The sequence below is a fragment of the Rugosibacter aromaticivorans genome, from assembly GCF_000934545.1.
GTDB classification, from domain to species: domain Bacteria; phylum Pseudomonadota; class Gammaproteobacteria; order Burkholderiales; family Rhodocyclaceae; genus Rugosibacter; species Rugosibacter aromaticivorans.
The window spans coordinates 1,203,696-1,228,144 of the sequence record NZ_CP010554.1 but is presented as its reverse complement, the minus strand read 5'-3'; the positions used below and the strand labels follow the sequence as shown (position 1 = coordinate 1,228,144).

18 protein-coding genes are annotated in these 24,449 nt (G+C 59.7%); 14 read left to right on the top strand and 4 right to left on the bottom strand.

Going from position 1 to position 24,449, the window contains the following annotated elements; all coding sequences use genetic code 11:
• Nucleotides 1–9 precede the first annotated feature (9 nt).
• From PG1C_RS06130 to PG1C_RS06120, 3 genes are all read left to right on the top strand, one after another.
• The gene (locus tag PG1C_RS06130; protein WP_202636506.1) at nt 10–816 is read left to right on the top strand and encodes a thymidylate synthase; all 807 of its coding nucleotides are present in this window, start codon (nt 10–12) and stop codon (nt 814–816) included.
• A gap of 26 nt (nt 817–842) precedes the next feature.
• On the top strand, nt 843–1,775 hold the full coding sequence (gene glk / locus PG1C_RS06125) for a glucokinase (RefSeq protein ID WP_202636505.1): 933 nt from the start codon (nt 843–845) through the stop codon (nt 1,773–1,775).
• Between the two features lie 86 nt (nt 1,776–1,861).
• On the top strand, nt 1,862–2,197 hold the full coding sequence (locus tag PG1C_RS06120) for a DUF2934 domain-containing protein (protein WP_202636504.1): 336 nt from the start codon (nt 1,862–1,864) through the stop codon (nt 2,195–2,197).
• Nucleotides 2,198–2,216: 19 nt separating this feature from the next.
• Here PG1C_RS06120 and glgB read toward each other — a convergent pair whose 3' ends face one another.
• A complete protein-coding gene (glgB, locus tag PG1C_RS06115; RefSeq protein WP_202636503.1) occupies nt 2,217–4,373 on the bottom strand; it encodes a 1,4-alpha-glucan branching protein GlgB in 2,157 nt (718 codons plus the stop codon).
• Nucleotides 4,374–4,677: 304 nt separating this feature from the next.
• On the opposite strand from glgB, the gene PG1C_RS06110 reads away from it, so the two are divergent.
• Nucleotides 4,678–6,042 (top strand): SAM-dependent methyltransferase, encoded by a 1,365-nt coding sequence (locus tag PG1C_RS06110; RefSeq protein WP_237218306.1) that lies wholly within the window; start codon nt 4,678–4,680, stop codon nt 6,040–6,042.
• Between the two features lie 133 nt (nt 6,043–6,175).
• Here the strand turns inward: PG1C_RS06110 and PG1C_RS06105 are convergent, their stop codons facing one another.
• Genes PG1C_RS06105 through PG1C_RS06095 form a run of 3 tightly spaced genes read right to left on the bottom strand, consistent with a single transcriptional unit; the run spans nt 6,176 to nt 7,455 of the window.
• Nucleotides 6,176–6,820 (bottom strand): MarC family protein, encoded by a 645-nt coding sequence (locus tag PG1C_RS06105; RefSeq protein ID WP_202636502.1) that lies wholly within the window; start codon nt 6,818–6,820, stop codon nt 6,176–6,178.
• A 51-nt stretch (nt 6,821–6,871) separates the two neighbouring features.
• Nucleotides 6,872–7,060 (bottom strand): hypothetical protein, encoded by a 189-nt coding sequence (locus PG1C_RS15000; protein ID WP_414629205.1) that lies wholly within the window; start codon nt 7,058–7,060, stop codon nt 6,872–6,874.
• A 17-nt stretch (nt 7,061–7,077) separates the two neighbouring features.
• Entirely contained in the window at nt 7,078–7,455 is a 378-nt protein-coding gene (locus PG1C_RS06095) for a nitroreductase family protein (RefSeq protein WP_202636500.1), read from the bottom strand.
• Between the two features lie 217 nt (nt 7,456–7,672).
• On the opposite strand from PG1C_RS06095, the gene PG1C_RS06090 reads away from it, so the two are divergent.
• The 10 genes from PG1C_RS06090 to glgA all read left to right on the top strand — a co-directional run bounded on the left by PG1C_RS06090 (nt 7,673) and on the right by glgA (nt 24,447).
• Nucleotides 7,673–8,722 (top strand): class I fructose-bisphosphate aldolase, encoded by a 1,050-nt coding sequence (locus tag PG1C_RS06090; RefSeq protein WP_202636499.1) that lies wholly within the window; start codon nt 7,673–7,675, stop codon nt 8,720–8,722.
• Between the two features lie 303 nt (nt 8,723–9,025).
• On the top strand, nt 9,026–10,288 hold the full coding sequence (glgC, locus tag PG1C_RS06085) for a glucose-1-phosphate adenylyltransferase (protein WP_202636498.1): 1,263 nt from the start codon (nt 9,026–9,028) through the stop codon (nt 10,286–10,288).
• Between the two features lie 20 nt (nt 10,289–10,308).
• Complete coding sequence (locus tag PG1C_RS06080; RefSeq protein WP_202636497.1) at nt 10,309–12,057, top strand: glycoside hydrolase family 57 protein; 1,749 nt, start codon at nt 10,309–10,311, stop codon at nt 12,055–12,057.
• Nucleotides 12,058–12,066: 9 nt separating this feature from the next.
• Nucleotides 12,067–14,268, top strand: a complete 2,202-nt coding sequence (locus PG1C_RS06075) for an alpha-amylase/4-alpha-glucanotransferase domain-containing protein (RefSeq protein WP_202636496.1) — start codon at nt 12,067–12,069, stop codon at nt 14,266–14,268.
• A gap of 48 nt (nt 14,269–14,316) precedes the next feature.
• Complete coding sequence (glgP, locus tag PG1C_RS06070; protein WP_202636495.1) at nt 14,317–16,872, top strand: alpha-glucan family phosphorylase; 2,556 nt, start codon at nt 14,317–14,319, stop codon at nt 16,870–16,872.
• 8 nt (nt 16,873–16,880) lie between these two features.
• On the top strand, nt 16,881–18,566 hold the full coding sequence (pgi, locus tag PG1C_RS06065) for a glucose-6-phosphate isomerase (RefSeq protein WP_202636494.1): 1,686 nt from the start codon (nt 16,881–16,883) through the stop codon (nt 18,564–18,566).
• 42 nt (nt 18,567–18,608) lie between these two features.
• A complete protein-coding gene (locus PG1C_RS06060; RefSeq protein ID WP_202636493.1) occupies nt 18,609–19,424 on the top strand; it encodes an ATP-binding cassette domain-containing protein in 816 nt (271 codons plus the stop codon).
• A 10-nt stretch (nt 19,425–19,434) separates the two neighbouring features.
• Nucleotides 19,435–20,205, top strand: coding sequence for an ABC transporter permease (locus PG1C_RS06055; RefSeq protein WP_202636492.1), 771 nt, complete (start codon nt 19,435–19,437; stop codon nt 20,203–20,205).
• Between the two features lie 66 nt (nt 20,206–20,271).
• The gene (locus PG1C_RS06050) at nt 20,272–22,719 is read left to right on the top strand and encodes a plasma-membrane proton-efflux P-type ATPase (protein ID WP_202636491.1); all 2,448 of its coding nucleotides are present in this window, start codon (nt 20,272–20,274) and stop codon (nt 22,717–22,719) included.
• A 270-nt stretch (nt 22,720–22,989) separates the two neighbouring features.
• Nucleotides 22,990–24,447 carry a glycogen synthase GlgA gene (glgA, locus tag PG1C_RS06045; protein ID WP_202636490.1) on the top strand — a complete coding sequence of 486 codons (1,458 nt, stop codon included), beginning with the start codon at nt 22,990–22,992 and terminating at the stop codon, nt 24,445–24,447.
• The last annotated feature ends 2 nt before the right edge of the window (nt 24,448–24,449 follow it).

The window sequence follows — 24,449 nt, the reverse complement described above, 5'->3', positions numbered from 1 at the left end:
TGACCCACCATGCGCCAATACCTTGACCTGATGAGCCATGTGCTTGATCACGGAACGGAAAAATCCGACCGTACCGGAACGGGCACGCGCTCGGTCTTTGGCTATCAGATGCGCTTTGATCTCGCCGCTGGCTTCCCTGTGCTGACAACTAAAAAACTACACTTACGCTCGATCATTCATGAGCTGCTATGGTTTCTTAAAGGCGAAACGAATGTCCGTTATCTCAAGGAAAATGGTGTCTCTATCTGGGATGACTGGGCTGACAAGAATGGCAATCTTGGCCCTGTGTATGGCCACCAGTGGCGGCATTGGCCCAACCGTTCGGCAGAAAACCCCGATGGGGAGATTGACCAGATCACCCAGTTGATCGACGGTCTGAAAAACAACCCGGACTCGCGCCGCCATATTGTCTCTGCATGGAACCCGGCGGACATCCCGCAAATGAAACTGCCGCCCTGCCATGCTTTATTCCAGTTTTATGTGGTGGATAAAAAACTTTCCTGTCAGCTCTACCAGCGCAGCGCCGACATTTTTCTGGGCGTGCCATTCAACATTGCCTCGTATGCCTTGCTGACGCTCATGGTGGCGCAGGTGTGCCAACTGCAACCAGGCGAGTTTGTATGGACAGGTGGTGACTGCCATCTGTACAGCAATCACTTGGAGCAAACCAGGTTGCAATTGTCACGCAAACCGCGCCCCCTGCCACGCATGCGCATCAACCCGGATGTGCAAGATATCTTCGCCTTCCGTTTCGAGGATTTCACGCTGGAAGGTTACGATCCGCATCCGCACATCGCCGCACCGGTGGCCGTATAACCCACTGTGTAGCCCATGATGCCCTCATGATTCTCGGCGGCGACATCGGCGGCACCAAGGTACTGCTTGGCCTGATGGAAAATGGCACGCTGATTGCCGAGCGCCGTTATGCCAGCGCCGACTTTTCGAATTTCACCCACCTGCTCGCCAGCTTTTTTACCGATACGCAGATCAATCCGACCCAGGTGCATGGCGGTTGTCTGGCTGTCGCCGGCCCCATTGCCGATGACGGCCAGTCAGCCCGGCTGACCAATCTGCCCTGGATCATCGACAGCGGAGAACTGTCGCACCGCTTCGGCCTGCCTGCATTGCAGCTGGTCAACGACTTCGCCGCTGCTGCGCTGGGCGCGGTCACAGCTGCCATTGACCAGCGGGTGACGCTGCAGGAAGGACAACCCCTGCCCGACGCACCGCGCCTTGTCGTCGGTGCAGGTACCGGACTGGGCATGGCGCTCGTTCTGCCACAAGCGAAAAGCTGGCGCATCGTGCCTGGCGAGGGCGGTCATGTTGCCTTCGCACCCGCCGATGAAGAACAACTCAGACTATGGCAATTCCTGCATGCGCGCCACGGCAGGGTGACATGGGAACGGGTGGTCTCGGGGCCGGGGATCACTGCGATCCACGAGTGCATGACGGGAGCAATACTGCCGCCGGAAACCATCTCCAACCGCGCGCTGGCATCCGTCACTGACGCCCGCCACTCGCTGGAGATATTTCTTGCCGCCTACGGTGCCTTCGCCGGCGATATGGCGCTAGCCTGCCTGGCGCGCGGCGGCGTTTTTTTCACCGGAGGAATCGCCGCCAAGCTGCTGCCACTTCTGTCACACAGCTGCTTTCTAACGGCTTTCAACGCCAAGGATGACCATGCTGCCATTGCGGCACGCATGCCGATTCACGTCATTACCGACCCCGCACTTGGGCTAAGCGGCGCTTTGCGCACCGCTCAGAATAAGTCCTGATTGATCAGCGTCAACATGTTGTAATAAAAAAGAGCACATCATCGACAATTGTGCTTCCAAATCTTTTGAGTGATAAGGAGACAGCGATGACGACAGTCAAGAGCAGTACGAGCAATTCATCCCACAAAAAGCCAGTCAAGTCCTCCACCAGCGCAGCAGCCGTCGCGGCAAAAACGACGGCAAGGATAAAAAAACCGGTCGCCAAGGTCGCAGCGCCCAAGCGCATAGCGCAGCGTCCGCGTGCCAGGGAAATAACCGGCATCACGCCGGAACAGCGCTTGCGCGATATTGCAGTCGCCGCTTATTACATTGCCGAGCGGCGCGGTTTCGCGCCGGGCGATCCGCTGGAAGACTGGGTGCAGGGTGAAGCGGAAATTGATTGTTTGCTGGCCGCAAAACACATGGGACAGATGAACAGCTGACAGGTTCGCCGCCGGCGGCTCAGGCAGGCATCAGCACCAGTACCGCCAGCGGCGGCAAAACCAGCTCTAATGATGCGGGCTGTGCCATCCAGGGCCGCTGGTCGGCGCGCACGCGACCGCCGTTGCCCAGATCGCTGCCGCCATAAAGCGCGGAATCGCTGTTCGTCCGTTCAACGTAATCGATGGCTTGCGGCACGCCCAGCCGGTAGCCATAGCGCGGTACCGGCGTGAAGTTGACTACTACAATGGCATAACTGCCGTCGCGTGCGCGGCGCAGCCAGCTGACCACCGACTGGTCGGCATCGTGGCAGTCGATCCACTGAAAACCCTCGCTGGAGAAGTCCAGCTCATGCAGGGCTGGCGCCTTCAGATAAAGATGATTGAGGTCACGCGCCAAACGCTGCACACCGGCATGCAAAGGATATTGCAGCAGATGCCATGGCAGCTCTTCACCGGTGCGCCATTCCCACGGCTGGCCGAGTTCCGCACCCATGAATAACAGCTTCTTGCCCGGTGCCATCATCTGATAGGCCAGCAGCAGGCGCAGATTGGCGAAACGCTGCCATTCATCGCCCGGCATTTTCCCCAGCAACGAACGCTTGCCGTGCACTACTTCATCATGCGACAGCGGCAGGACAAAATTTTCGCTGTAGGCATAAAGCTGGCCAAAGGTCAGCCGTTCGTGGTGAAAGCGCCGATGCACGGGATCGTGGCGCAGGTAGTCCAGTGTGTCGTTCATCCAGCCCATGTTCCATTTCATCGAGAAGCCCAGGCCACCCAGCCAGGTCGGGCGCGACACCATGGGCCAGGCAGTGGATTCCTCGGCGATAGTCAGCGCACCAGCGAACTGGCCATGCACCATTTCATTCAGCTCACGCAAAAAGGCGATGGCTGCGAGATTTTCGTGCCCGCCATGAACATTCGGTGTCCACTCGCCGGGCTGGCGCGAGTAGTCGAGGTAGATCATCGAGGCCACGGCATCCACGCGCAAGCCATCGACATGAAACTCGGACAACCAGTAATGCGCCGAAGAAAGCAGGAAGCTCCTGACCTCGTTGCGGCCATAGTTGAAGACGTGGGTGCCCCAATCGGGATGCACTTTCTGGCGCGGGTCTTCGTGCTCGTAGAGCGAAGTGCCGTCGAAATGAGCGAGCGCCCAGTCATCCGCCGGGAAATGGCCGGGCACCCAGTCGAGAATCACGCCAATATTCGCCTGATGCAGGGCGTCGATGAGAAAACGCAGATCGTCGGCGCTACCGAAACGCGAAGTCGGTGCGAAAAAGCCGGTGCATTGATAGCCCCAGGATTCATCGAGAGGATGCTCCATCAGCGGCATGAATTCGACATGCGTGAAGCCCATCTCCTGCATATAGGGAACCAGACGGCTTGCCAGTTCACGATAGCTGTAGAAACGGCCATCAGGGAGATGCCGCATCCAGCTCCCGGCATGCATCTCATACACATTCATCGGCGCGTGCAGCCAGTCGCGCGCCGCACGCGCAGCAAGCCAGTCAGCATCGCCCCAGACGTGCGCCGTAGCCGGATCGACACGACAGGCAGTAGCCGGTCGATATTCAAAGGCGCGGGCGTAGGGATCGGATTTGATACGCAGTGCACCGCTGCCGCGCACACGGATTTCAAAGCGGTAGAGCATGCCTTCGGCCAGCCCGGGAAGGAACAACTCCCAAACACCGGAGCTACCCAGCGAGGCCATCGGATGGATCCGTCCATCCCAGCGATTGAAATCGCCGATGACGGAAACTCGCTCGGCATTCGGCGCCCAGACGCGGAAGCAGATACCAGTCACGCCGTCGCGCGTAGCTGGATTGGCGCCGAGCATACGCCAGGCCTGTTGCAGACGGCCTGCATTGAACAGAAAAAGATCAGCCGTCGGTGGCTGCGGCGGGAAGGCGTAGGCGTCATACTGCACCACACCGTCGATGTGCAGACGCCATGGCCGTGGCAAAGAGATGGCACCGCGCCACTCGAATAAATCGGTACCGGCGATGCGGTCAAGCGGAAGCCATTCACCATCGGCATCTGCCACTGCGACAGATTCCGCAGCCGGACGGAAGACACGCAGGCACCACACCGTCCCCTCGACCTGCAGGCCGAGCACAGTAAAAGGATCATATTCACGTGCCGCCAGTAATGCGGCACAAGAGGGAGAGGTCATGTTTTACGGAAGCTCATTGGCATCCTGTCCAGGGTAGCCGCAACGGAGTTAGAACAATACACGGATTCCAAAAAAGCAAAAAGCCTGTGGTACCGACCGCTTGAAAACATATAGCTTTGCATCGTGCATCTGGCGCGCTGCAAATTGTTCTACCTGACGCTGATGAACATCAGCCAGAAATGGACGATGCTCCTGCAAAACTGGAAAGCCACTCTCAACCGGTTTACCATAATGTGCGAAGAGTGGACGCCAATCCGCTATCTGAAACCCCATTGACACAATACACAAAACCCGGGAGAAAACTATGAGTTTCACAACAGGTTTTATGCCACCAGTACAGGGAAAGTCCACCCATACCGCTGCGGCGATACGCATCCTCAAACGCCTGCTGCGCAATTTTCGCAGTGCTGCTGTGCTGCGCCTGTGGAATGATGCGACCCACCACATTGGACACAGTGGACACACCGCGCCCGCTTTTACCTTGATCGTACGGGATCCCTCCGTGCTGCGCAAACTGGTGCTGCAACGCAGCGCGCTGGTACTCGCAGATGCTTATTTCCGTGGGCTTCTCGATTTTGAAGGCGACTTGTATTCGGTACTGCGCCTGAAAGAATACTTCCAGACGCTGGTTCTTCCTCTACGCGAGCGCAGCGCTTTGTTGCTTGACGCCCTGCGGCTGCCGGGAAAGCCTCTGACGGCAATGCCGCCTGCATCTCCTGCCGCCGCCTTGCCCAATGAAGACAGGTTTTCCCACGGTCATTCCAGGCAAAGCGACCGCGCCGCCATCTCGTTCCACTACGATGTATCCAACCAGTTTTACAAATTGTGGCTGGATGAGCAAATGGTGTATTCGTGCGCCTACTTCGAGACACCCGACGACACACTGGCGCAGGCGCAACGCAACAAGCTCGATCACATCTGCCGCAAATTGCGTCTCACGCCGGGTGAGCGTTTCCTCGATATCGGCTGTGGCTGGGGTGCGCTGGTGTGCTGGGCGGCGCGGCATTATGGTGTCCAGGCCTATGGCATCACGCTCAGCCAGCGGCAATACGAACATGCGCAACAGCGTATTGCCGCCGAAGGGTTGCATGATCTTGTTACCGTGGAACTGCGCGACTATCGCGATCTGCAAGGTGAGGCGGCGTACGATAAAGTTGCCAGTGTCGGCATGTTCGAGCATGTCGGCCTGGCGAACCTTCCCGCTTATATCGCCACCGTTCACCGGATATTGCGGCCGGGCGGTTTGTTTTTGAACCACGGCATTACCCACGATGAAGAGGGCTGGCGGCAAAATGTCAATACGGAATTCATCAACCGCTATGTGTTTCCTGACGGCGAGCTGGATACGGTGAGCAATATTCAGCGCGGCATGGAGCTCGCCGGTTTTGAGATTCACGATGTTGAGGGCTTGCGACCACACTACGCATTGACCCTCAGGCACTGGGTGCAACGGCTGGAAGCGGCTCACGATGAGGCCTTGCAGCATGTCAGCGAAACGGCCTATCGTGTCTGGCGGCTCTACATGGCGGCCTGTGCACTGGAATTCGAGGCCGGGGGTACGGGGATTTATCAGATTCTGGCATCGCGGCGCGGCGCGGTGACGCTTCCCTTGCCGCTGACACGGCGCGACCTGTATGACCACGCTGGTCGGGGGCCTGCCCTCCACTGATCGAAACAGCGGTGGATAACTGAACTGAAAGAAACAGGCAATAACCGGCCCGTGCTCAAGCAGATGATGAATCTTGGGCAAGGGAAATGGGTTCCTGCCATTTCTCTGCACAATCCGCTCATCGATCTCAGGATTATCCACCTGCCAGAACCGGGAACAGTTCCTTGATGCCTATGGCCATCGATTCCACCGCGATCGCTGCCAACAAGAGCCCCAGCAGACGGTTGGCCACATTGAGTCCGGCCGTCCCCATCAGACGGCCGACGGGCGCTGCCATGCGGAGCATCAGCCAGACCACGATGCAGACTGTCCCGATAATGGCAATCACCAAGGCATCGTGGAACAGCCCGCCCTGTTGTACGGCAATCATCACTGTGCTGATTGCCCCCGGCCCAGCCAGGAGCGGCACTGCCAGGGGTACCACTCCCAGCGTTTCTGTGCCATCGAGTGCATCGGCCTCCTCCGCCGTCTGGCGCACGTCCCCTGGTTTAGCCTGAAGCATGGCAAAAGCCATTAGCAGGAGGACCAGACCGCCGCCAATGCGGAAGGAAGCGAGGCTCGTGCCCATGGCGCGCAACACGGCTTCCCCAGTGAGCGCAGCGCCTATCAGGACTCCAAAAACAGTCAGACTGGTGACCTTGGCGAAGCGGCGGCGATCAGCGTCTGAGCGGCTCGCGCATATGCTGAGGAAGATCGGTATTGCCATGAAAGGATCCAGAACCGCCAACAAAGACAGCAGGAAACGACTGTATTCAGTCCAGTTTGCCAATTCACCCATGGACAACTTCCGAGGTTCTCAATGAATACGGTGTGCGAAAGAGGTGATGTATCAACGACACTTACTTCCAGACCAGAATCCGCCGTCCTTTGCGGGAGGTTTGTGGCGTCTCGGCGGTGGGCCACCAACGATGATCGGGACGACGGCTGCAGCCGTTGCTGGTATCCCGAGTTCGGTCTTCAGTTCGGGGGCATTGGGGGCGGAGACCGCAGAACCAATGACACCGGTGCCCAGCCCCATGGAGTAGGCGGCAAGCATCAGATTCTCCGCAGCCAGCGAGCCGTCTGCGGCAATCGGCAAAAAATGGGGTCCCGTGGCGTCGGCACAAACAACAATGCGCGGACTGGCGTTGTAGAAGACGTGAAATCCGGACTGGCGAGGGGATCAAACACATGACTTCCTGCCTGCAGCCTGGCGCTATGCGCCTCCCGAATAAAGAGCGCTTTGGCGCGAACGGAGAGACACTTCAATATCTCCGCATCCTGCACGATAACGAAGACCCATGACTCCTCATGCACTGCTGTCGGCGCTCGGACAGCTGCCGCTAACAAACTGTTGACCTTGGCCTGATCAAGCTTCCCGGGTGTATAGACACGCACCGAACTACGCCCGTTAATGGCTTCTATTACACTCATAATTTTTTCGGAGTTGCCTCATGACGACCTCCATCAACTTACGCAGCCGGTTTATTCTAGGCCAGATTCCGCGATTCGATCCAGAAACCGACCAACTGCGGACTTAATATACGGAGACGTCAGCCCGTCCACATGCTTATCGGCTGCACACAAAGCAAACCATATTCATCCCTCATCCCGCAACCAGGGGCCATCCACATCACCATACAGGGGCAACATGACGAATATCCCCGCACTCCTCGGCAATGAAGCCGACTACCTTCTTAATCATGCTTGCAACACCTTCCCCAAGACAACCCTGCACCTGCCGGGCCCGGATTTCATCGACCGGGTGGTAGCGAACAGCGACCGTACCCCCGGCACTCTGCGCAACTTCCAGCAGATATTCAACACCGGGCGGCTGGCAGGGACAGGCTACCTGTCGATCCTTCCAGTGGACCAGGGTGTGGAGCATTCGGGCGGCGCTTCTTTTGCGCCCAACCCCGGCTATTTCGATCCGGAGAACATCGTCAAGCTGGCCATCGAGGGCGGGTGCAACGCGGTGGCGTCCACCCTCGGCGTGCTGGGCGCGGTGTCCCGCAAGTACGCACACAGGATTCCCTTTCTGGTGAAGCTGAACCACAACGAGATGCTCACCTACCCGACCATGCACGATCAGACCTTGTTCACCAGCGTGCAAAAGGCCTTCGACCTGGGTGCGGTGGCAGTGGGGGCGACGGTATATTACGGCTCGCCGGAATCCCGGCGGCAGATTCTGGAAGTATCCGAGGCCTTCGCCCACGCTCACCGGCTTGGCATGGTTACCTTCCTGTGGGCCTATTTGCGCAATCCCGGCTTCAAGAAGGATGGCGTCGACTACCACGAAGCTGCCGACTTGACCGGCCAGGCGAATCATCTGGCGGCCACCATCGAGGCGGACATCGTCAAGCAGAAACAGGCCACCAACAACGGCGGCTTTACCGCCATCGGTTTCGGCAAGACTCACCCCAAGGTCTATTCCGCGTTGACTTCGGACCACCCCATCGACCTGGTGCGCTACCAGGTGGCCAATTGCTTCATGGGCCGCGCCGGCATGATCAATTCCGGTGGCGCGTCGGGCGAGAACGACCTGGCCCAGGCAGTGCGCACGGCCGTGATCAACAAGCGGGCCGGCGGCATGGGTCTGATTTCCGGCCGCAAGGCCTTCCAGCGGCCAATGGCGGAAGGCGTGCAACTGCTCAATGCGATTCAGGATGTGTATCTGTCACGCGATATTACCTTGGCCTGAACAATGCTCGGGGCAGAGAATCAGCAGGACTGTTGCAAAGCCCGAAGATTGACTGACAAACGCTCCTCACCGCATTGCTCGTCGAGTTCCAACTTCCAGTCAGAGCATCCGTTTTTCAGCCCGTTTCACTTCAGGTGATTTTTTAGGGGTTTAGGGGTTTAGGGGTTTAGGGGTTTAGGGGTTTAGGGGGGTTCTTTGTTATCGTATCGACTCTGGCCACAACGGAGGAAACTCTATGCAGCTGAATAAAATCAGCGATGGTGCCAATCACCTGCCGCAAATATCCGGCGGGAAAGGATACGCATGAGTGCCAGGCATCTGACACGCGCCACTTTTGGCATCGTGCTGGCCGGTGGCCGCGGCAGTCGTCTGATGCAGCTCACCGACTGGCGGGCAAAACCTGCCGTGCCTTTTGGCGGAAAATTCCGCATTATCGACTTCACGCTCTCCAATTGCGTCAATTCAGGCGTGCGCCGCATCGGTGTCGCCACGCAGTACAAGGCGCAAAGCCTGATCCAACATCTGCAACGCGGCTGGAGCTTTCTCGATGGGCGCTTTCACGAATTCATTGACATTCTGCCGGCGCAACAACAGGTCAGCGAGGACTGGTATCGGGGCACCGCCGATGCGGCATATCAAAACCTCGGCCTGATCCGTCGCAACCGCCCCAAATACGTGCTGGTACTCTCCGGCGACCACGTCTACAAGATGGACTACGGCCGCATCCTGCTTGACCATGTGCAGACCCAGGCTGATCTGACTGTCGCCTGCATGGATGTGCCCCTGACGGAGGCCAGCGCCTTCGGCATCATGGATATCGGCCATGACAAACGTGTTTCAGCCTTTATCGAAAAACCGGTCCATCCGTCGCCGCTGCCGCATCGCCCCGACCGCGCGCTGGCCAACATGGGCGTGTATGTATTCAACGCCGACTTCCTCTACGAGCAGCTGATCCGCGACAAGGACGATCCGGATTCGGCGCATGATTTCGGCAGGAACGTGATTCCGCATTGCGTACGGCATCATCGCGTGTTCGCCCACAGCTTCGCCGACTCCTGTGTCGGCATGGATAGTTGCGGCATTTCCTACTGGCGCGACGTCGGCACCATCGACGCCTATTGGGAAGCCAACATGGAGTTGACCAAGGTCACGCCCGAACTCAATCTCTATGACGAAGTCTGGCCCATCTGGACGCATCAGGAGCAACTGCCGCCGGCCAAGTTCGTCTTTGACGATGACGGCCGGCGCGGCATGGCGGTCGATTCACTGGTTTCGGGCGGCACCATTATCAGCGGCGCCACGGTACACCGCTCCCTGCTGTTTTCGCGTGTGCGCGTACATAGCTACGCGCAGATCGAGGATTCGGTGATCCTCCCTGATGTCGACATCGGCCGCCATGCGAAGCTGCGGCGAGTAGTCCTGGACAAGCACTGCCACATCCCAGAAAATATGACAATAGGCTATGATGCCGAAACCGACCGCCGACGCTTTCACGTCAGTGAGCATGGCATCACTCTGGTCACACCGGAAATGCTCGGTCAACAGGCACATCACATCATCCGCTGATTCCTGACGACTCTCGCCCCATGAAACAACTCAACCTCGTTTTCCTCTGGCACATGCACCAACCCGACTATCGGGATCACGGCAACAACCTGGGTGTTTCAAAAGTCGGCGCTGGTCAAACGGCGACAGACAATGCTGCCGGAGAATTCACGCTGCCCTGGGTGTACCTGCACGCCATGAAAGACTACGTCGACATGGCAGCACATCTGGAGCGTTACCCGGAGATCCGCTGCGTGGTGAATTTTGTGCCGGTGCTGCTGGAACAGATCGAGGATTACGTACAGCAATTCGCGAGCCGGAAGTTCCGCGATCCGCTGCTGCGCATGCTCGCCACACCTGATCTCAACCATATCCCGGAAGTCGATCGCCACTTGCTGCTGAATACCTGCTTTCGCAGCAATCACGTCACCATGCTGGCGCCCTTTCCCCGTTACCAGTATCTGCACGACCTCTATCTGAGCCTCTCCCGCGAGGGTGACGCGATGCTCGCCTATCTTTCCGGCGCCTATTTTTCAGACCTCATCACCTGGTACCACCTGGCCTGGACGGGCGAAACCGAGCGTCGCCGCAATCCGCTGCTCGCGACCCTGATCAGCAAGGGCGAAGGTTATGACGCCGCCGACCGGCAGCACCTGCTAGCCAGCATCGGCGAACTGATCACCGGCCTCATCCCGCGCTGGCGGGCGCTGGCGGCGCGGGGCCAGGTCGAGCTTTCGGCGACGCCGCAAACCCATCCGCTGGCCCCGCTGCTGCTTGACTTCCACGCCGCGCGCGAAAGCCTGCCTGATGCTCAACTGCCTGTCAGCACCACCTACCCGGGCGGGCGCAGCCGCGTCATGACCCAGATTGGCAGTGGACGCGCCAGCCATGCCACCCGCTTCGGCGCACCGCCGGCCGGTATGTGGCCTGCCGAAGGCGCCATCTCTGCGCCATTTGTCCAGCTTCTGGCCAACGCCGGCTGCCGCTGGATCGCCAGCGGCGAAGGTGTGCTCAAGCATAGCCTGGCCGCCAGCGGCATCCACACCACCATGCACGCCGCCTATCGTCCGTGGCAGCTGGAGGGCGCACCAGAGCTAACCTTGTTTTTCCGCGATGACCGGCTGTCCGACTTGATCGGCTTTGATTATGCCAAATGGCACGGACGCGATGCGGCAAGACATCTGGTCGCACAACTCGACGCCATTCTCGACGCCGCGCCGACGGACGAAGCGCCTGTAGTCAGCATCATTCTCGATGGCGAAAATGCCTGGGAGCACTATCCCTACAACGGCTACTATTTCTTTGACGATCTGTACAGCCTGCTCAAGCAACACCCGCGCATCACCACCACCACCTATGCCAGATTGCTGGCGCAAGCCCGGCCTGTCGTGGCATCCCCGCTGCCACAGCTGGTTGCAGGGAGCTGGGTGTATGGCACGCTGTCGACCTGGATCGGCAACCAGCAGAAAAACCACGCCTGGGATCTGCTCTGCGCCGCCAAGCAAAGTTATGACCTGGTGCTGGCCAGCGGCCGGCTGTCGGCGGAAAAGTCGGCGCTGGCGACACGGCAACTGGCCATCTGCGAAAGCTCGGACTGGTTCTGGTGGTTCGGCGACTACAACCCGGCGGCCAACGTTGCCAGTTTCGATCAACTGTTCCGCCACAATCTCGTCCACCTTTACCACCTGCTGCAACTGGAGCCCCCCGCCCAGCTCGAGATACCGATTTCTGCCGGATCAAGCGCAGCCACCGGCGGCTCGATGCGGCGCGCAACCGAATCGTCCGCCTAAAAGTCCGCCATGCCCATCACCCTTCTGTTCGGCGTTCATGCCCATCAGCCAGTCGGCAATTTTCCGGCGGTCATCAATGACGCTCACCTGCGCAGCTACGGCATGTTCCTGCGCGTCATGGAATGCTACCCGGCGTTCCGCTTCAGTGTGCATTTTTCGGGCTGGCTGCTCGACTACCTGCTGGCGCATTATCCCGCCGATATGGCGCGGCTGGCGGTCATGACCCGGCGCGGGCAGGTCGAATGGTTCGGCTCCGGCGACTGCGAACCGGTGCTGGCGGCCATTCCGCACCGCGACCGGGTAACGCAAATCACCACCCTATCAGACAAGATCGAGCGGCATTTCGGCGTGCGCCCTGCCGGCGCCTGGCTCACCGAACGGGTCTGGGAATCCTCCGTGGTGCCCGCACTAGCCGAGACCGGCATTCGCTACGTCGCTGTCGACGACTACCACTTTCTTTGTGCCGGGATGGCAGGCAGGCAGCTCGACAGCTTCTACACCACCGAAGACGATGGTCAGCGCCTCGACCTGTTTCCCATCGCCGAAGCGGCACGCTACCGGCTGCCCTTCTCGCCCGCGCTTGACGCCGTCGCCTGGCTCGAAGACCTGGCGCGGCAGGGACGCCGTGCCGCGATCTATTTCGACGACATCGAGAAATTCGGCATCTGGCCCGAGACCCATGAATGGGTATATGAAAAAGGCTGGCTGACGCAGTTTGTCGAAGGCGTGCTGGCTTCGCCCCTGATCCGTACCGCCACCTATGCCGACTATCACGCGCGCGAGAAAACACGCGGCATCGTCTATCTGCCGACCACCTCCTACATCGAAATGAACGAATGGACGCTGCCCGCACCGCGCGCCAGCGTGTATCGCGCACTGGTCGACACGGAAAAGGCAGCGGGCCGCTTCGAGGCGCACAAACCTTTTTTGCGCGGCGGCATCTGGCGCAATTTCATGTCGCGCTACCCGGAAGCCAACTGGATGCACAAGCGCATGCTGGATATTTCGCAGCGGCTGGCCCGGCTACCGGCAGCGCAACGCACGGCGGGCATGCAGGAGCACCTGCATCGCGCCCAGGCCAACGACGCCTACTGGCACGGACTGTTCGGCGGCCTCTACCTGCCGCATCTGCGCCGCGCGGTGTGGCACAACCTGCTGGCGCTGGAGGCCGCGCTCGACCCGCTGGCGCCTGCCGCCGCGCTGGAGCGCCGCGACCTCGACAATGACGGCCACGACGAGCTGCTGCTGCGCAGCGGCGAACTGCTGGCCGTCATCCGCGAAGACGGCGATGCGGCGCTGGTGGAGTTCTCCAGCCTGCCGTTGGCGCACAACTTCGGTGATACGCTGCGCCGCCATGCAGAGACCTATCACGCAAAAATCGGTTTGTCCGAAGGAGGACTCAAGAATCCGTCTCTGGACGCTGGTGCAACGGCGCCCACAGCGGAAAAAAGTCGCATCGCCTCAGCCCATGACCGCATCGCATTCCTGCAAGCCATTGTTCCGGCGGATGCCGAACCAGACGTCCGTCCACGCGGCATCTGCATCGATAGTTGGGTAGCCGCCGATGGCACACGCCATGCCCTGGACACCTATTGCCGTGACACCACGCCCGGCCACTTTGCTGCCGCCGGCGACGGCTGGCGCGTGGAAAAACGCTACGCGCTACAGGGGGATACGCTGGAAATTGCCTACCGCATCACCGATGGAAGTGGCGGGGTGAGTACGCTTGATTTCCCCGCTGAGCAGCTAGAGACGCAAATCAATCTCGCCATGCCCAGTTGCGATGGTTACGGCGGTCGTTACGTGCTGGCCGACGGCAGTATTCCCGGCGGCTTTGGCCAGACACTGGAACTTTCCGCCTTGCACCACATCACTCTTGAAGACGCCGAACTTGGCAACCAGTTCAGCAACCAACCCGGTACGCTACCCGCCTACCGGCACGGTGCATTGCAGCTTGTCGCCGTCCCTCAAGGGTACTTTCCAGAGACATCCAGAGACAGAGACGGATTCCCAGAAACGGGTTCAAACAAAGATTCAAAGCTTCGCGGCGTCTCACCAGCACCGACTTTCACAGCGCAACCACACCATACCGTATCGCAATCCGAAGCCGGTTTCGAAAAAATCATGCAGGCCATCTGCCTCACGCTCCGCTGGCGGGTCGCAACCGGCGGTTGGCAACGCATCACCCTCAAGGTAACTTCCACAGCATAGAATTCAACTTGCCAGTTCAGCTTACCTCAACCTTCTTCACCGACCATTATGCCCGGCACCCGCTATCCGCTCGAAGTCAATCCCGAAATTCCGCCGCGTCTCGCGCGGCTTGAGGAACTTGCCAGCAACCTCTGGTACAGCTGGGACCGTCCGACACGTTCGCTGTTCGCGCGCCTGAATTTACGCTTATGGCGAGCAACCAACCACAGTCCCAAGGCCATGCTCAAGCGCGTCGATCAATACCGGCTCAAGGAGGTCGCTGACGACCCGATTTTTCTCGATACCATGAATCGCGTGCTAATGGCCTACGATGCCTACCATGCGACACCGGCCACCCAGGAACTGCCTGGCAAGCCGCCGCTGGAATCGACCGATCTGATTGCCTATTTCTGCGCCGAATTCGGCTTTCATGAAAGTCTGCCGATTTATTCCGGCGGACTGGGCATTCTTTCCGGCGACCACTGCAAGGGTGCCTCCGACCTGCGCCTGCCGTTTGTCGCCGTCGGCCTGCTCTACCGCCAGGGCTACTTCCAGCAAACCATTGACCGCGATGGCAAACAGCATGCACACTTCGCAGACAATGATTTTGATGACATGCCGATCGAGCCGGTGCACGGTGCAGACGGCCGCGATGTCCTCATTGGGATCGACTTTCCCGGCCGCACAGTCTGGGCCAAGGTCTGGCAGGCCCGCGTCGGCAACACCCGGCTCTATCTGCTCGATACCGATATCGAGAAAAACAATCTAGCTGACCGTGACATTGCTCATCAACTGTATGGCGGTGACCGCCATACGCGCATCGAACAGGAAATCCTGCTTGGCGTGGGGGGAGTACGCGCCCTGCACGCGCTCGGTTTGCATCCCACGGTCTGGCACATCAACGAGGGGCACGCCGCTTTCTTCATTCTGGAACGTATTCGCGATCTCATGGATCAAGGCCAAAGCTTTGCCACCGCGCTCGAAGCCGCCGCCGCCAACACCGTATTCACCACCCACACCGCCGTACCTGCGGGCCATGACCATTTCGCCGATGACCTGGTGATGCATTATTTTGACAGTTTCTGCAAGACCACCGGCCTTGATCGCACGACCCTGCTGAGCATGGGCCACACTGGCGGCAGCAACGACTTCAACATGACTGCGCTGGCGCTGCGCGGTTCGCGCTTTCATAACGGCGTCTCGCGCATCCACAGTGAAGTATCGGCGCGCATCTGCAGCGACCTGTGGCCACAGGTCGAGGCTGCCGAAAACCCGATGGACTATATTACCAACGCGGTGCACGTGCCCAGCTTTCTCGCCACGGACTGGTACGAAACCTTCGATCGCTACCTCGGCCTCGGCTGGCAGCACCGCCATACGGATGAGGCCTGCTGGTCGGATATACAGCACATTCCTGACCAGATTTTCTGGAGCATCCGCCAGTCGCTCAAGGCCCAGCTCCTGCATCTGGTATGCAACCGGGTACGTCAGCAGCAAAGACGCAATCAGGGTTCGGAAGCGCACCTGGATCGCCTCCTGCGCTTTGCCGACCCCGCCAACCCGACGGTGCTGACCATCGGCTTCGCCCGCCGCTTTGCCACGTACAAGCGCGCCACACTGCTGTTCAACAACCTTGACTGGCTGCACGAAATCCTCTTCGATACACAACATCCGGTACTCTTTCTCTTCGCCGGCAAAGCCCACCCGGCCGACGAGCCGGGCCAGCAGCTCATCCGCCAGATCACCGAACTCTCCCGGCAACGCGAGTTCGAGGGCCGCATTCTGCTACTCGAAGACTATGACCTGCACCTGGCCCGCCGCCTGGTCGCCGGGGTCGATGTCTGGCTCAATAACCCGATCTATCCGCTCGAAGCCTCCGGCACTTCGGGCATGAAAGCCGCCATCAACGGCACGCTCAACCTGTCCGTACTCGATGGCTGGTGGGGCGAGGGCTACGACGGCAAGAACGGCTGGGCAATCAGGCCGGCGGCGGAGGGGCTAGATTCCGCCCAGCGTGACGCCGAAGAGGCGCGCACACTCTACGAACTGTTGCAGGACAGCGTGATCCCGATGTACTACCGCAATACCGCACTCGGTTATTCGCCGGAATGGGTGGCCATGGCCAAACACTCCATCGCCTCGATCATGCCGCGCTTCAACATGCGGCGCATGGTCACCGAGTACACCGAGAAGTTCTACGCGCCCGCTGCCGCGCAGTGGCGCAAGTACGCCGGAGAAAATTTCGCCGGCGCGCGCCAGGTCGCCGAGTGGAAAACCCGTGTCCGCAGCGCCTGGCCGGGGGTACATCTGCGGCGTCTCGATCAGGCCATCAGCCGCATCCGCTTTGGCGAAACGCTGCGCTTCGAGATTGCCGTCCAACTCAACGGACTGATGCCGGAAGACCTGACGGTCGAACTGGTATTCACCCGTCCCCGTAAAGTCGCCTCGACCAAGGTATGGCATCACGTACTGTGCCACGAACAGCCACTGGAAGGCGGTGGACATCTTTTCAGTTGCGAACTGACGCCCGAGCAGTGCGGTAAGATGGAGTACCGCGTGCGCGCCTATCCGAGCCACGCCTTACTGACCCATCCCTTCGAGATGGGCATGATGCTCTGGCTGTGACCTCGCCTGTGAGCCTAACCACCACACCCGCTTGGATCACGCTGGCACGCCTTGCAGAAACGGCGCGTAGCGTTCATCTGCGCGATCTGTTTGCTGCCGATGCCGAACGCTTCACGCGCTTTTCACTACGCGAAGAAGGATTCCTGCTCGACTATTCAAAGCAACGCGTCACAACAGAAATCATGGCGTCACTGCATGCGCTGTGGCAAATCGCCGACGGCGCCCAATGGATTGCGCGCATGCGCGCAGGGGACGCCATCAACCACACCGAAGGCCGCGCCGTGCTGCACACGGCACTACGTTATAACGGTAGCGAGCCGATCTGCGATGCGGGCTGCAATACGGGTCACGATGTCATGCCCGATGTGCGCGGCGTGCTGGACAAGATGGCTCGCTTCTGCAACGACATTCACCAGGGTCACTGGCGTGGCGCGACCGGCGAACGTATCCGCGATGTCATCAATATCGGCATCGGCGGCTCCGATCTCGGCCCCAAGATGGCAAGCCGCGCGCTGGCGGCACAGCACATGCCGGGCATCACTGTGCATTACGTCTCCAACCTTGATGCCGCGCATCTGGTCACCGTCCTCGCCAAAATTGATCCGGCGCGCAGTCTGTTCATCATCGCCAGTAAAACATTCACCACACAGGAGACGATGCAGAATGCCATCTCTGCCCGCGTCTGGCTGGCTGCCGCGCTGGGCGAAGCGGCCGTGGCACGCCATTTCGTTGCCGTATCGACCAATCTCCCCGCAGTGGCTGCGTTCGGCATCGACCCGGCGAATGCCTTCGAGTTCTGGGATTGGGTCGGCGGCCGCTTCTCGCTCTGGTCGGCCATTGGTCTACCGCTGGCGCTGTCTATTGGCATGGACAACTTCCGTCAGTTTTTGGCGGGTGGCGCGGCGATGGATGCTCACTTTTTCAGTGCGCCGGCCGAGTGCAATCTGCCTGTCACGCTGGCCCTGCTTGATATCTGGAATACCAATTTCCTTGGCGCCGAAACACGCGCCCTGCTGCCCTACAGCCAGTCGCTGGAACTCTTGCCAAGCTATTTGCAGCAACTGGAAATGGAATCCAACGGCAAGCAGGTCGACCGTGATGGCAAGACTGTCGCTTATGCCACCGCGCCGATACTCTGGGGTGAAGCCGGCACCAACGGCCAGCACGCCTTCTACCAACTCCTGCATCAGGGCGGGCGGCTGGTTCCCTGCGAATTCATCGCCCTCGTCGAACCTGACTTTACGCTACCCGGCCATCACACCAAACTGCTCGCGCATTGCTTCGCCCAGAGCGAGGCGCTGATGCGTGGCAAAACGCTTGTCGAAGCGACTGCAGAGCTCGCTACCGCCGTGTCACCAGCGCCGACCAGTGACGGACTCAAGACTTTTGCCGCCGCCGTTCCGTCGGCGTCCTTGCAGCTTGCCCCCTACAAAGTATTCCCCGGCAATCAGCCCTCAACCACGCTATTGCTGCCGCGTCTGAACCCCTACACACTGGGCCAGTTGATTGCACTTTACGAGCACAAGGTCTTCAGTCTGGGCGTGCTGTGGAATCTGGACTCCTTCGACCAGTGGGGCGTGGAATACGGCAAGCAACTCGCCAGCCGTCTACTGCCGATGATCGAGGGGCGCACAGCAGCAACGGGGCTGGATAGCTCGACGGCGGGACTGGTTGCTGCCTGCCATAAGCCATGACAAAAACCGTTGGGCTCGTTCTGAATTTTTAGAGGCTCTCCTATGGACACCGCCGCATTTGACAGACTTGCCATCAAGACATCTGAACTGACACGCCAGTTCGGGCATTTGACTGCGGTGGATCACATCGAACTGCGCGTTCCCTATGGAGAGATTTTCGGCTTGCTCGGTGCAAACGGCGCCGGGAAGAGTACCGTCATCAAGATGCTCACGACACTGCTATCGCCCACATCCGGGTCAGCCACAGCCGGAGGATTCGACATCATCAAATCTCCGGGAGATGTCAGGCGGCGTATCGGCTACGTCTCGCAACTTTTGTCGGCCGACGGTGCCCTGACCGGCTACGAGAATCTGCGCCTATCGGCCAAACTCTATGGCCTGCCCAGGGCAGAGAGCGGCCAGCGCATCACCGATGCGCTGGACTTCATGGGGCTTACCGATTCGGCGCACAAGCTGGTAAAAACCTACTCAGGCGGAATGATCCGCAGGCTTGAGCTTGCCCAGGCCATGCTGCACCGTCCCGCGCTCCTGTTCCTGGATGAGCCGACCATCGGACTCGATCCGGTTGCGCGTCACATGGTGTGGGATCGCCTGCTGGATCTCAGACGCGACCATGGCATGACGGTTCTCATCACGACACACGATATGGAAGAAGCCGAGACGCTTTGTGACAGATTGGCGATTTTGCATGTGGGGCGAGTAAGCGTGGTTGGAAAACCAGCCGAATTGCGTAGGGAACTCGGAGCGAGCGCGACCATGGACGATGTATTCGCACACTATGCGGGGGGCTTGATACACGAAGGCGGGACTTTCCGCGAGGTCGCCCAGACCCGCAGGACGGCTCACCGCCTCGGCTGAGCGCGAACACATGAAACGATTCATCCGCGAGAGCGCCGCGATTGTAGAAGTCGAGCTGATCAAGCTCATTCGTGATCCGACCGAACTCGTTTCCCGTGCAGTGCAACCCGTGCTGTGGCTGGTAGTGTTCGGACAGGTTCTCGCCCAGGTTCGTGGCATCCACACCGGGCAGTTAAGCTATCTTGCGTTCATCACGCCGGGAATTCTCGCGCAGAGCGTTCTGTTCAGCGCGATCTTTTATGGCATCGCCGTCATCTGGGAGCGTGACCTTGGCGTGGTGCATAAACTCCTGGCGAGTCCCGCTCGTCGCAGCTCCCTGGTTTTTGGTAAAGCGGTTGCCGCCGGATTCCGCGGCCTCGTGCAAGCCGTGGTCATTTATCTCATCGCACTCGTCATGCATGTTTCACTCAGGCTGGATCCGCTGGCGATCTTCGCTGTGCTGGCCAGTGTGATGCTGGGATCGGGGATATTTGCCACCTTCTCGCTGATCATTGCGTGCATTGTAAAAACGCGTGAGCGTTTCATGGGCATTGGGCAACTCCTCACAATGCCCATGTTTTTCGCAAGCAACGCGATTTATCCGCTGGACATCATGCCAAGCTGGCTGCGCGTCATCGCGCAGATCAATCCACTCACTTATCTGATCGACGCGTTGCGCGGACTCATGATCACCGGAGGGGAAAATGTTCATGGTTACGGAGTTGATTTTTCAGTCATGTTCGCAGTATTCGCTGTACTTCTATTCGTCGCAGTGAGGTTGTACCCGACATTGGCGGAATGAGTATTGTAGGTGCTGCATACTATGCAAACGACTACAAAGAAACCCAAAACTGAGCCCCTGCGAGTGATGCCAGCAACGATCAAGACCTCTGACATCACCTCCGCGTCCGTTCCCGCCACGCTCGCTGCGCTTGATGTGAACCCGGAAACAGGTCTCACGCACGCCGAGGTGGACACCCGCCGGAAGGCGCATGGCTACAACGAAGTCGCCGAACATAAAGACCACCCAATCCTCATGTTTATCGGCAAGTTCTGGGGCGTGTCGGCTTGGATGCTGGAACTGATCATGGTTTTGTCGGCCCTCCTCGGGAAATACTCGGACTTGGCTGTGGTGAGCGCGCTGCTGATTGTCAATGCCGTGTTGAGCTTTATGCAGGAGCGCCGGGCCGCCGGTGTCGTCGCAACGTTGCGGCGACGGTTGCAGGTCAGTGCACGCGTGCTGCGCGAGTCGGTCTGGCAGGTCGTTCCCGCACGAGAGTTGGTCCCCGGCGACATCATCCGCGTGCGCCCCGGCGACATCATCCCGGCGGATGTGAAACTCCTCACTGGCGCGCTGAGCATTGACCAGTCTGCCCTCACGGGCGAGTCACAGGATACCGACAAGGCCGCCGGCAGAGTACTTGCGTCGGGGTCCGTCGTTCGCCGCGGCGAAGGCAATGGTGTGGTCATCCTGACCGGGGCAAAGACCTACTTTGGCCGCACCACGCAACTCGTGCAGGAAGCGCGCCCGAAACTCCACATCGAAGCGGTGGTGGCCAAGGTGGTGCGCTGGCTGTTCGTCATCGTCGGCGCGCTGCTCGGCGTGGTGATCGTGCTGTCGCTGATCCGGCACACGGCGCTGCGTGAGATGATTCCGCTCATGCTTGTCCTGTTGATGAGCGCAGTGCCGGTCGCCCTCCCGGTGATGTTTACGGTCAGCATGGCTGTCGGGGCGAAAGAGCTGGCAAAGCGCGGCGTGCTGGTCACACGCCTCAGCGCCACAGAAGATGCTGCGACGATGGACGTGCTCTGCGTGGATAAGACAGGCACGATCACGATGAACCAACTCGTCGTCACCAGCGTGATTCCCCTGGAGCACGCGACAGAATCCGACGTGTTGTTTGCCGCCGCACTCGCATCTCAAGAGTCCAACCAGGATCCGATTGACCTGGCCTTCCTTGCCGCGGCAAAAGAGCGGCAGGTCTTTAATGGCGCAGCGGCGGTCACGCCAATCTCTTTTGCACCATTTGACGCAACAAACCGGCGGACTGAAGCCGTGGTTGAACAGAACGGCCAACGTCTGCGCGTGATGAAAGGCGCTGTTCGTACAGTCGCTGAAGCCTGCGGGCTGCAGTCCGATGAGATAGACGCGTTGGAGGCACGGGCCGGCGAATCGGCACTGAAGGGATATCGGACACTGGCGGTAGCGCGTGGTTCCGAGGCGGGTACACCCGCATTGCTTGGATTGGTGACCTTGTTTGACCCACCTCGGCCGGATGCCAGGCAACTCATCGCCGAACTTCACGGTCTCGGCGTTTCGGTGAAGATGCTCACCGGTGATGCGCTGGCGATTGCGAGTGAAATCGCACACGGCGTGGGATTGACCAACATCCAGCGCGTGTCGGACCTGAAGGCCGCGAGCGCGCAGGCCGGCAACGAGACGATTGACTTGTTGGCGGGCGCCGGTGGTTTTGCTGAAGTGTATCCGGAGGACAAATACATCGTGGTACAGCACCTGCAAGCCGCAGGGCATGTGACCGGCATGACGGGAGATGGCGTCAACGACGCACCCGCGCTGCGTCAGGCCGAAGTGGGCATCGCCGTCAGCACGGCGACCGACGTCGCCAAGGGTGCCGCAAGTGTGGTGCTGACCGAACCGGGACTGACGAACATCGTGGCATTGATCGAGCAGGGGCGGACGATCTACCAGCGCATCCTGACCTGGATCATCAACAAGATCAGCCGGACGATTTTGAAGGCCGCCTTCGTGGCCATCGCGTTCGTGGTGACCGGCAAGTTCGTCGTTTCCGCTTTTGCAATGCTGCTGCTGGTCTTCATGACGGACTTCGCGAAGATCGCCCTCGCCACCGACCACGTTCGACCCTCCAATCAACCGGAGACGTGGAACATCGGGGGCTTCATCGCGGTGTCCGTGGTGCTGGGCGTCGCGATGGTCGCGGAGGCACTGCTCCTCTTGTGGATAGGCTGGTCGCATTTTGGTCTGGCGACTAATGACAATGCCCTCTACACCTTCAGCTTTCTGACGCTGCTCTACATGGCGGTATTTTCCATCGTGTCCGCGCGGGAGCGACGCTGGTTCTGGACAACAATGCCCAGCAAGACCCTCGTGCTGGCCATTGTTGCGGTTGCATTCACGGGTACCGTCCTGACGTCCGTGGGCCTCCCGGGACTCATGCCATTACCCTGGTGGCAGACGCTCGCGATTTTCGCTTATGCGATGGTGTCATGCCTGGTCGTAAACGACGCCGTGAAGGTGGCGATGATCAAATGGCGCGTTCCTGCAGCAGTGGCTTAAGCTATAGGCCAAAGATCATTCGCAAGAGACAGATGTGTTTCGATGCCACCCACCGCCACCCGACAAATCATTCCAGCGCATCGCCAAGAAGTGATACTTTTTGTTGTTTGCTGAATTCAGTCGTTGGTCACAGAGGATGCAGAGGACACAGAGAAAAACTTGAGGTGGCGTACACTTCGTGTCGCCTGCTCGCAGGCTGCTGCTGAATCGCAAACTCGGCGTTTTCTCGTTTTCTCTATACCCTCTGTGGCCTGAATTTCGACTTTGGAAATGAAAGTTCTTTTTGCTGTCTCCGAAATGGCGCCCTGGGTCAAGACCGGCGGCCTGGGCGATGTCGCTGCCGCCCTGCCCGAGGCTCTGCGGTCGGCTGGAATCGATGTCCGAATATTAGTGCCGGACTATCCAATGATGCAGGCCGCCTTCCCCGATGCGCCCGGGCGGGCGACGATTCCGCCAGCCGGCGGCCGGCTCCCCGGCGCGACGCTGCGCGCAGCCCATACGCCACAGGGCATGCCGCTATATCTCCTCACATGTGACGCCTGCTTCGAGCGCCCCGGCAACCCCTATCTGGGGTCCGACGGTCGTGACTGGCCCGACAATGCCTTGCGCTTTGGCTTGCTCGCGCGTGTTGCAGCACTGCTCGCCGGAGGAGCCAGCCCACTCGACTGGCGGCCGGACATCCTGCACTGCAACGACTGGCAGACCGCGCTCGCACCAGCCTATCTGCATTACCTGCCGCAGCAGGCAGGAAGCACGAAAACGGCCGCAACAGTGATAACCATCCATAACCTCGCCTTTCAGGGATTGTTCGGACGCGCGCTGCTGTCCGCGCTGGACCTGCCCGAGCGTGCCTGGGCCATGGATGGTGTGGAATATTACGGCCAACTCTCCTTCCTCAAGGCTGGTTTGCAGTTTGCCGATGCGATCACCACCGTCAGTCAAACTTACGCGCAGGAAATTCAGACGGCCGCGGCAGGCATGGGTCTGGACGGCCTGCTGCGCTATCGCGTTGGCCAGCTGACCGGTATTCTGAATGGCATCGACACCAGGCAATGGAACCCGGCGACTGACCCCTATCTGGCTGCTGCCTATGATGTTGACCGGCTTGGCGGCAAAGCCGCCAACACGGCCGCGCTGCGCGCCGAAATGGGTCTGGCGGCGACAACCAAAATGCCGTTGGTCGGCATTGTCAGCCGCTTCACCGAGCAGAAGGGCCTGGACCTGGTGATCGACATTGCCACTGAGCTCGCGGCGTTGCCGGTGCAACTGGCCGTGCTGGGTAACGGTGAGCATGAGATGGAAGCGGCCTTTCGCACCATCGCGGCGCAATGGCCGGGGCAATTCGCCGTGCGTATCGGTTTCGACGAAGGACTCGCCCACCGCATCGAGGCCGGGGCCGACCTGTTTCTGATGCCCTCGCGCTTTGAACCCTGTGGCCTGAACCAGATGTACAGCCTGCGTTACGGCACGCCGCCCATCGTGCGCGCCACCGGCGGGCTGGCTGACACGGTGATCGATGCCGCCGACACCAGACATGGCAACGGCTTTGTGTTCACGCAAGCCACGCCCGCCGCATTGCTGGCGACGATCCGCCGCGCCGTGACGCTCTGGCACAATACCCCACGCTGGAAAACGCTCCAGCGCCATGGCATGAACGCCGACTTTGGCTGGAACTCGCCGACGCGGCACTATACCGCTCTTTATCAAACACTCATGCAAAAACCCTGACC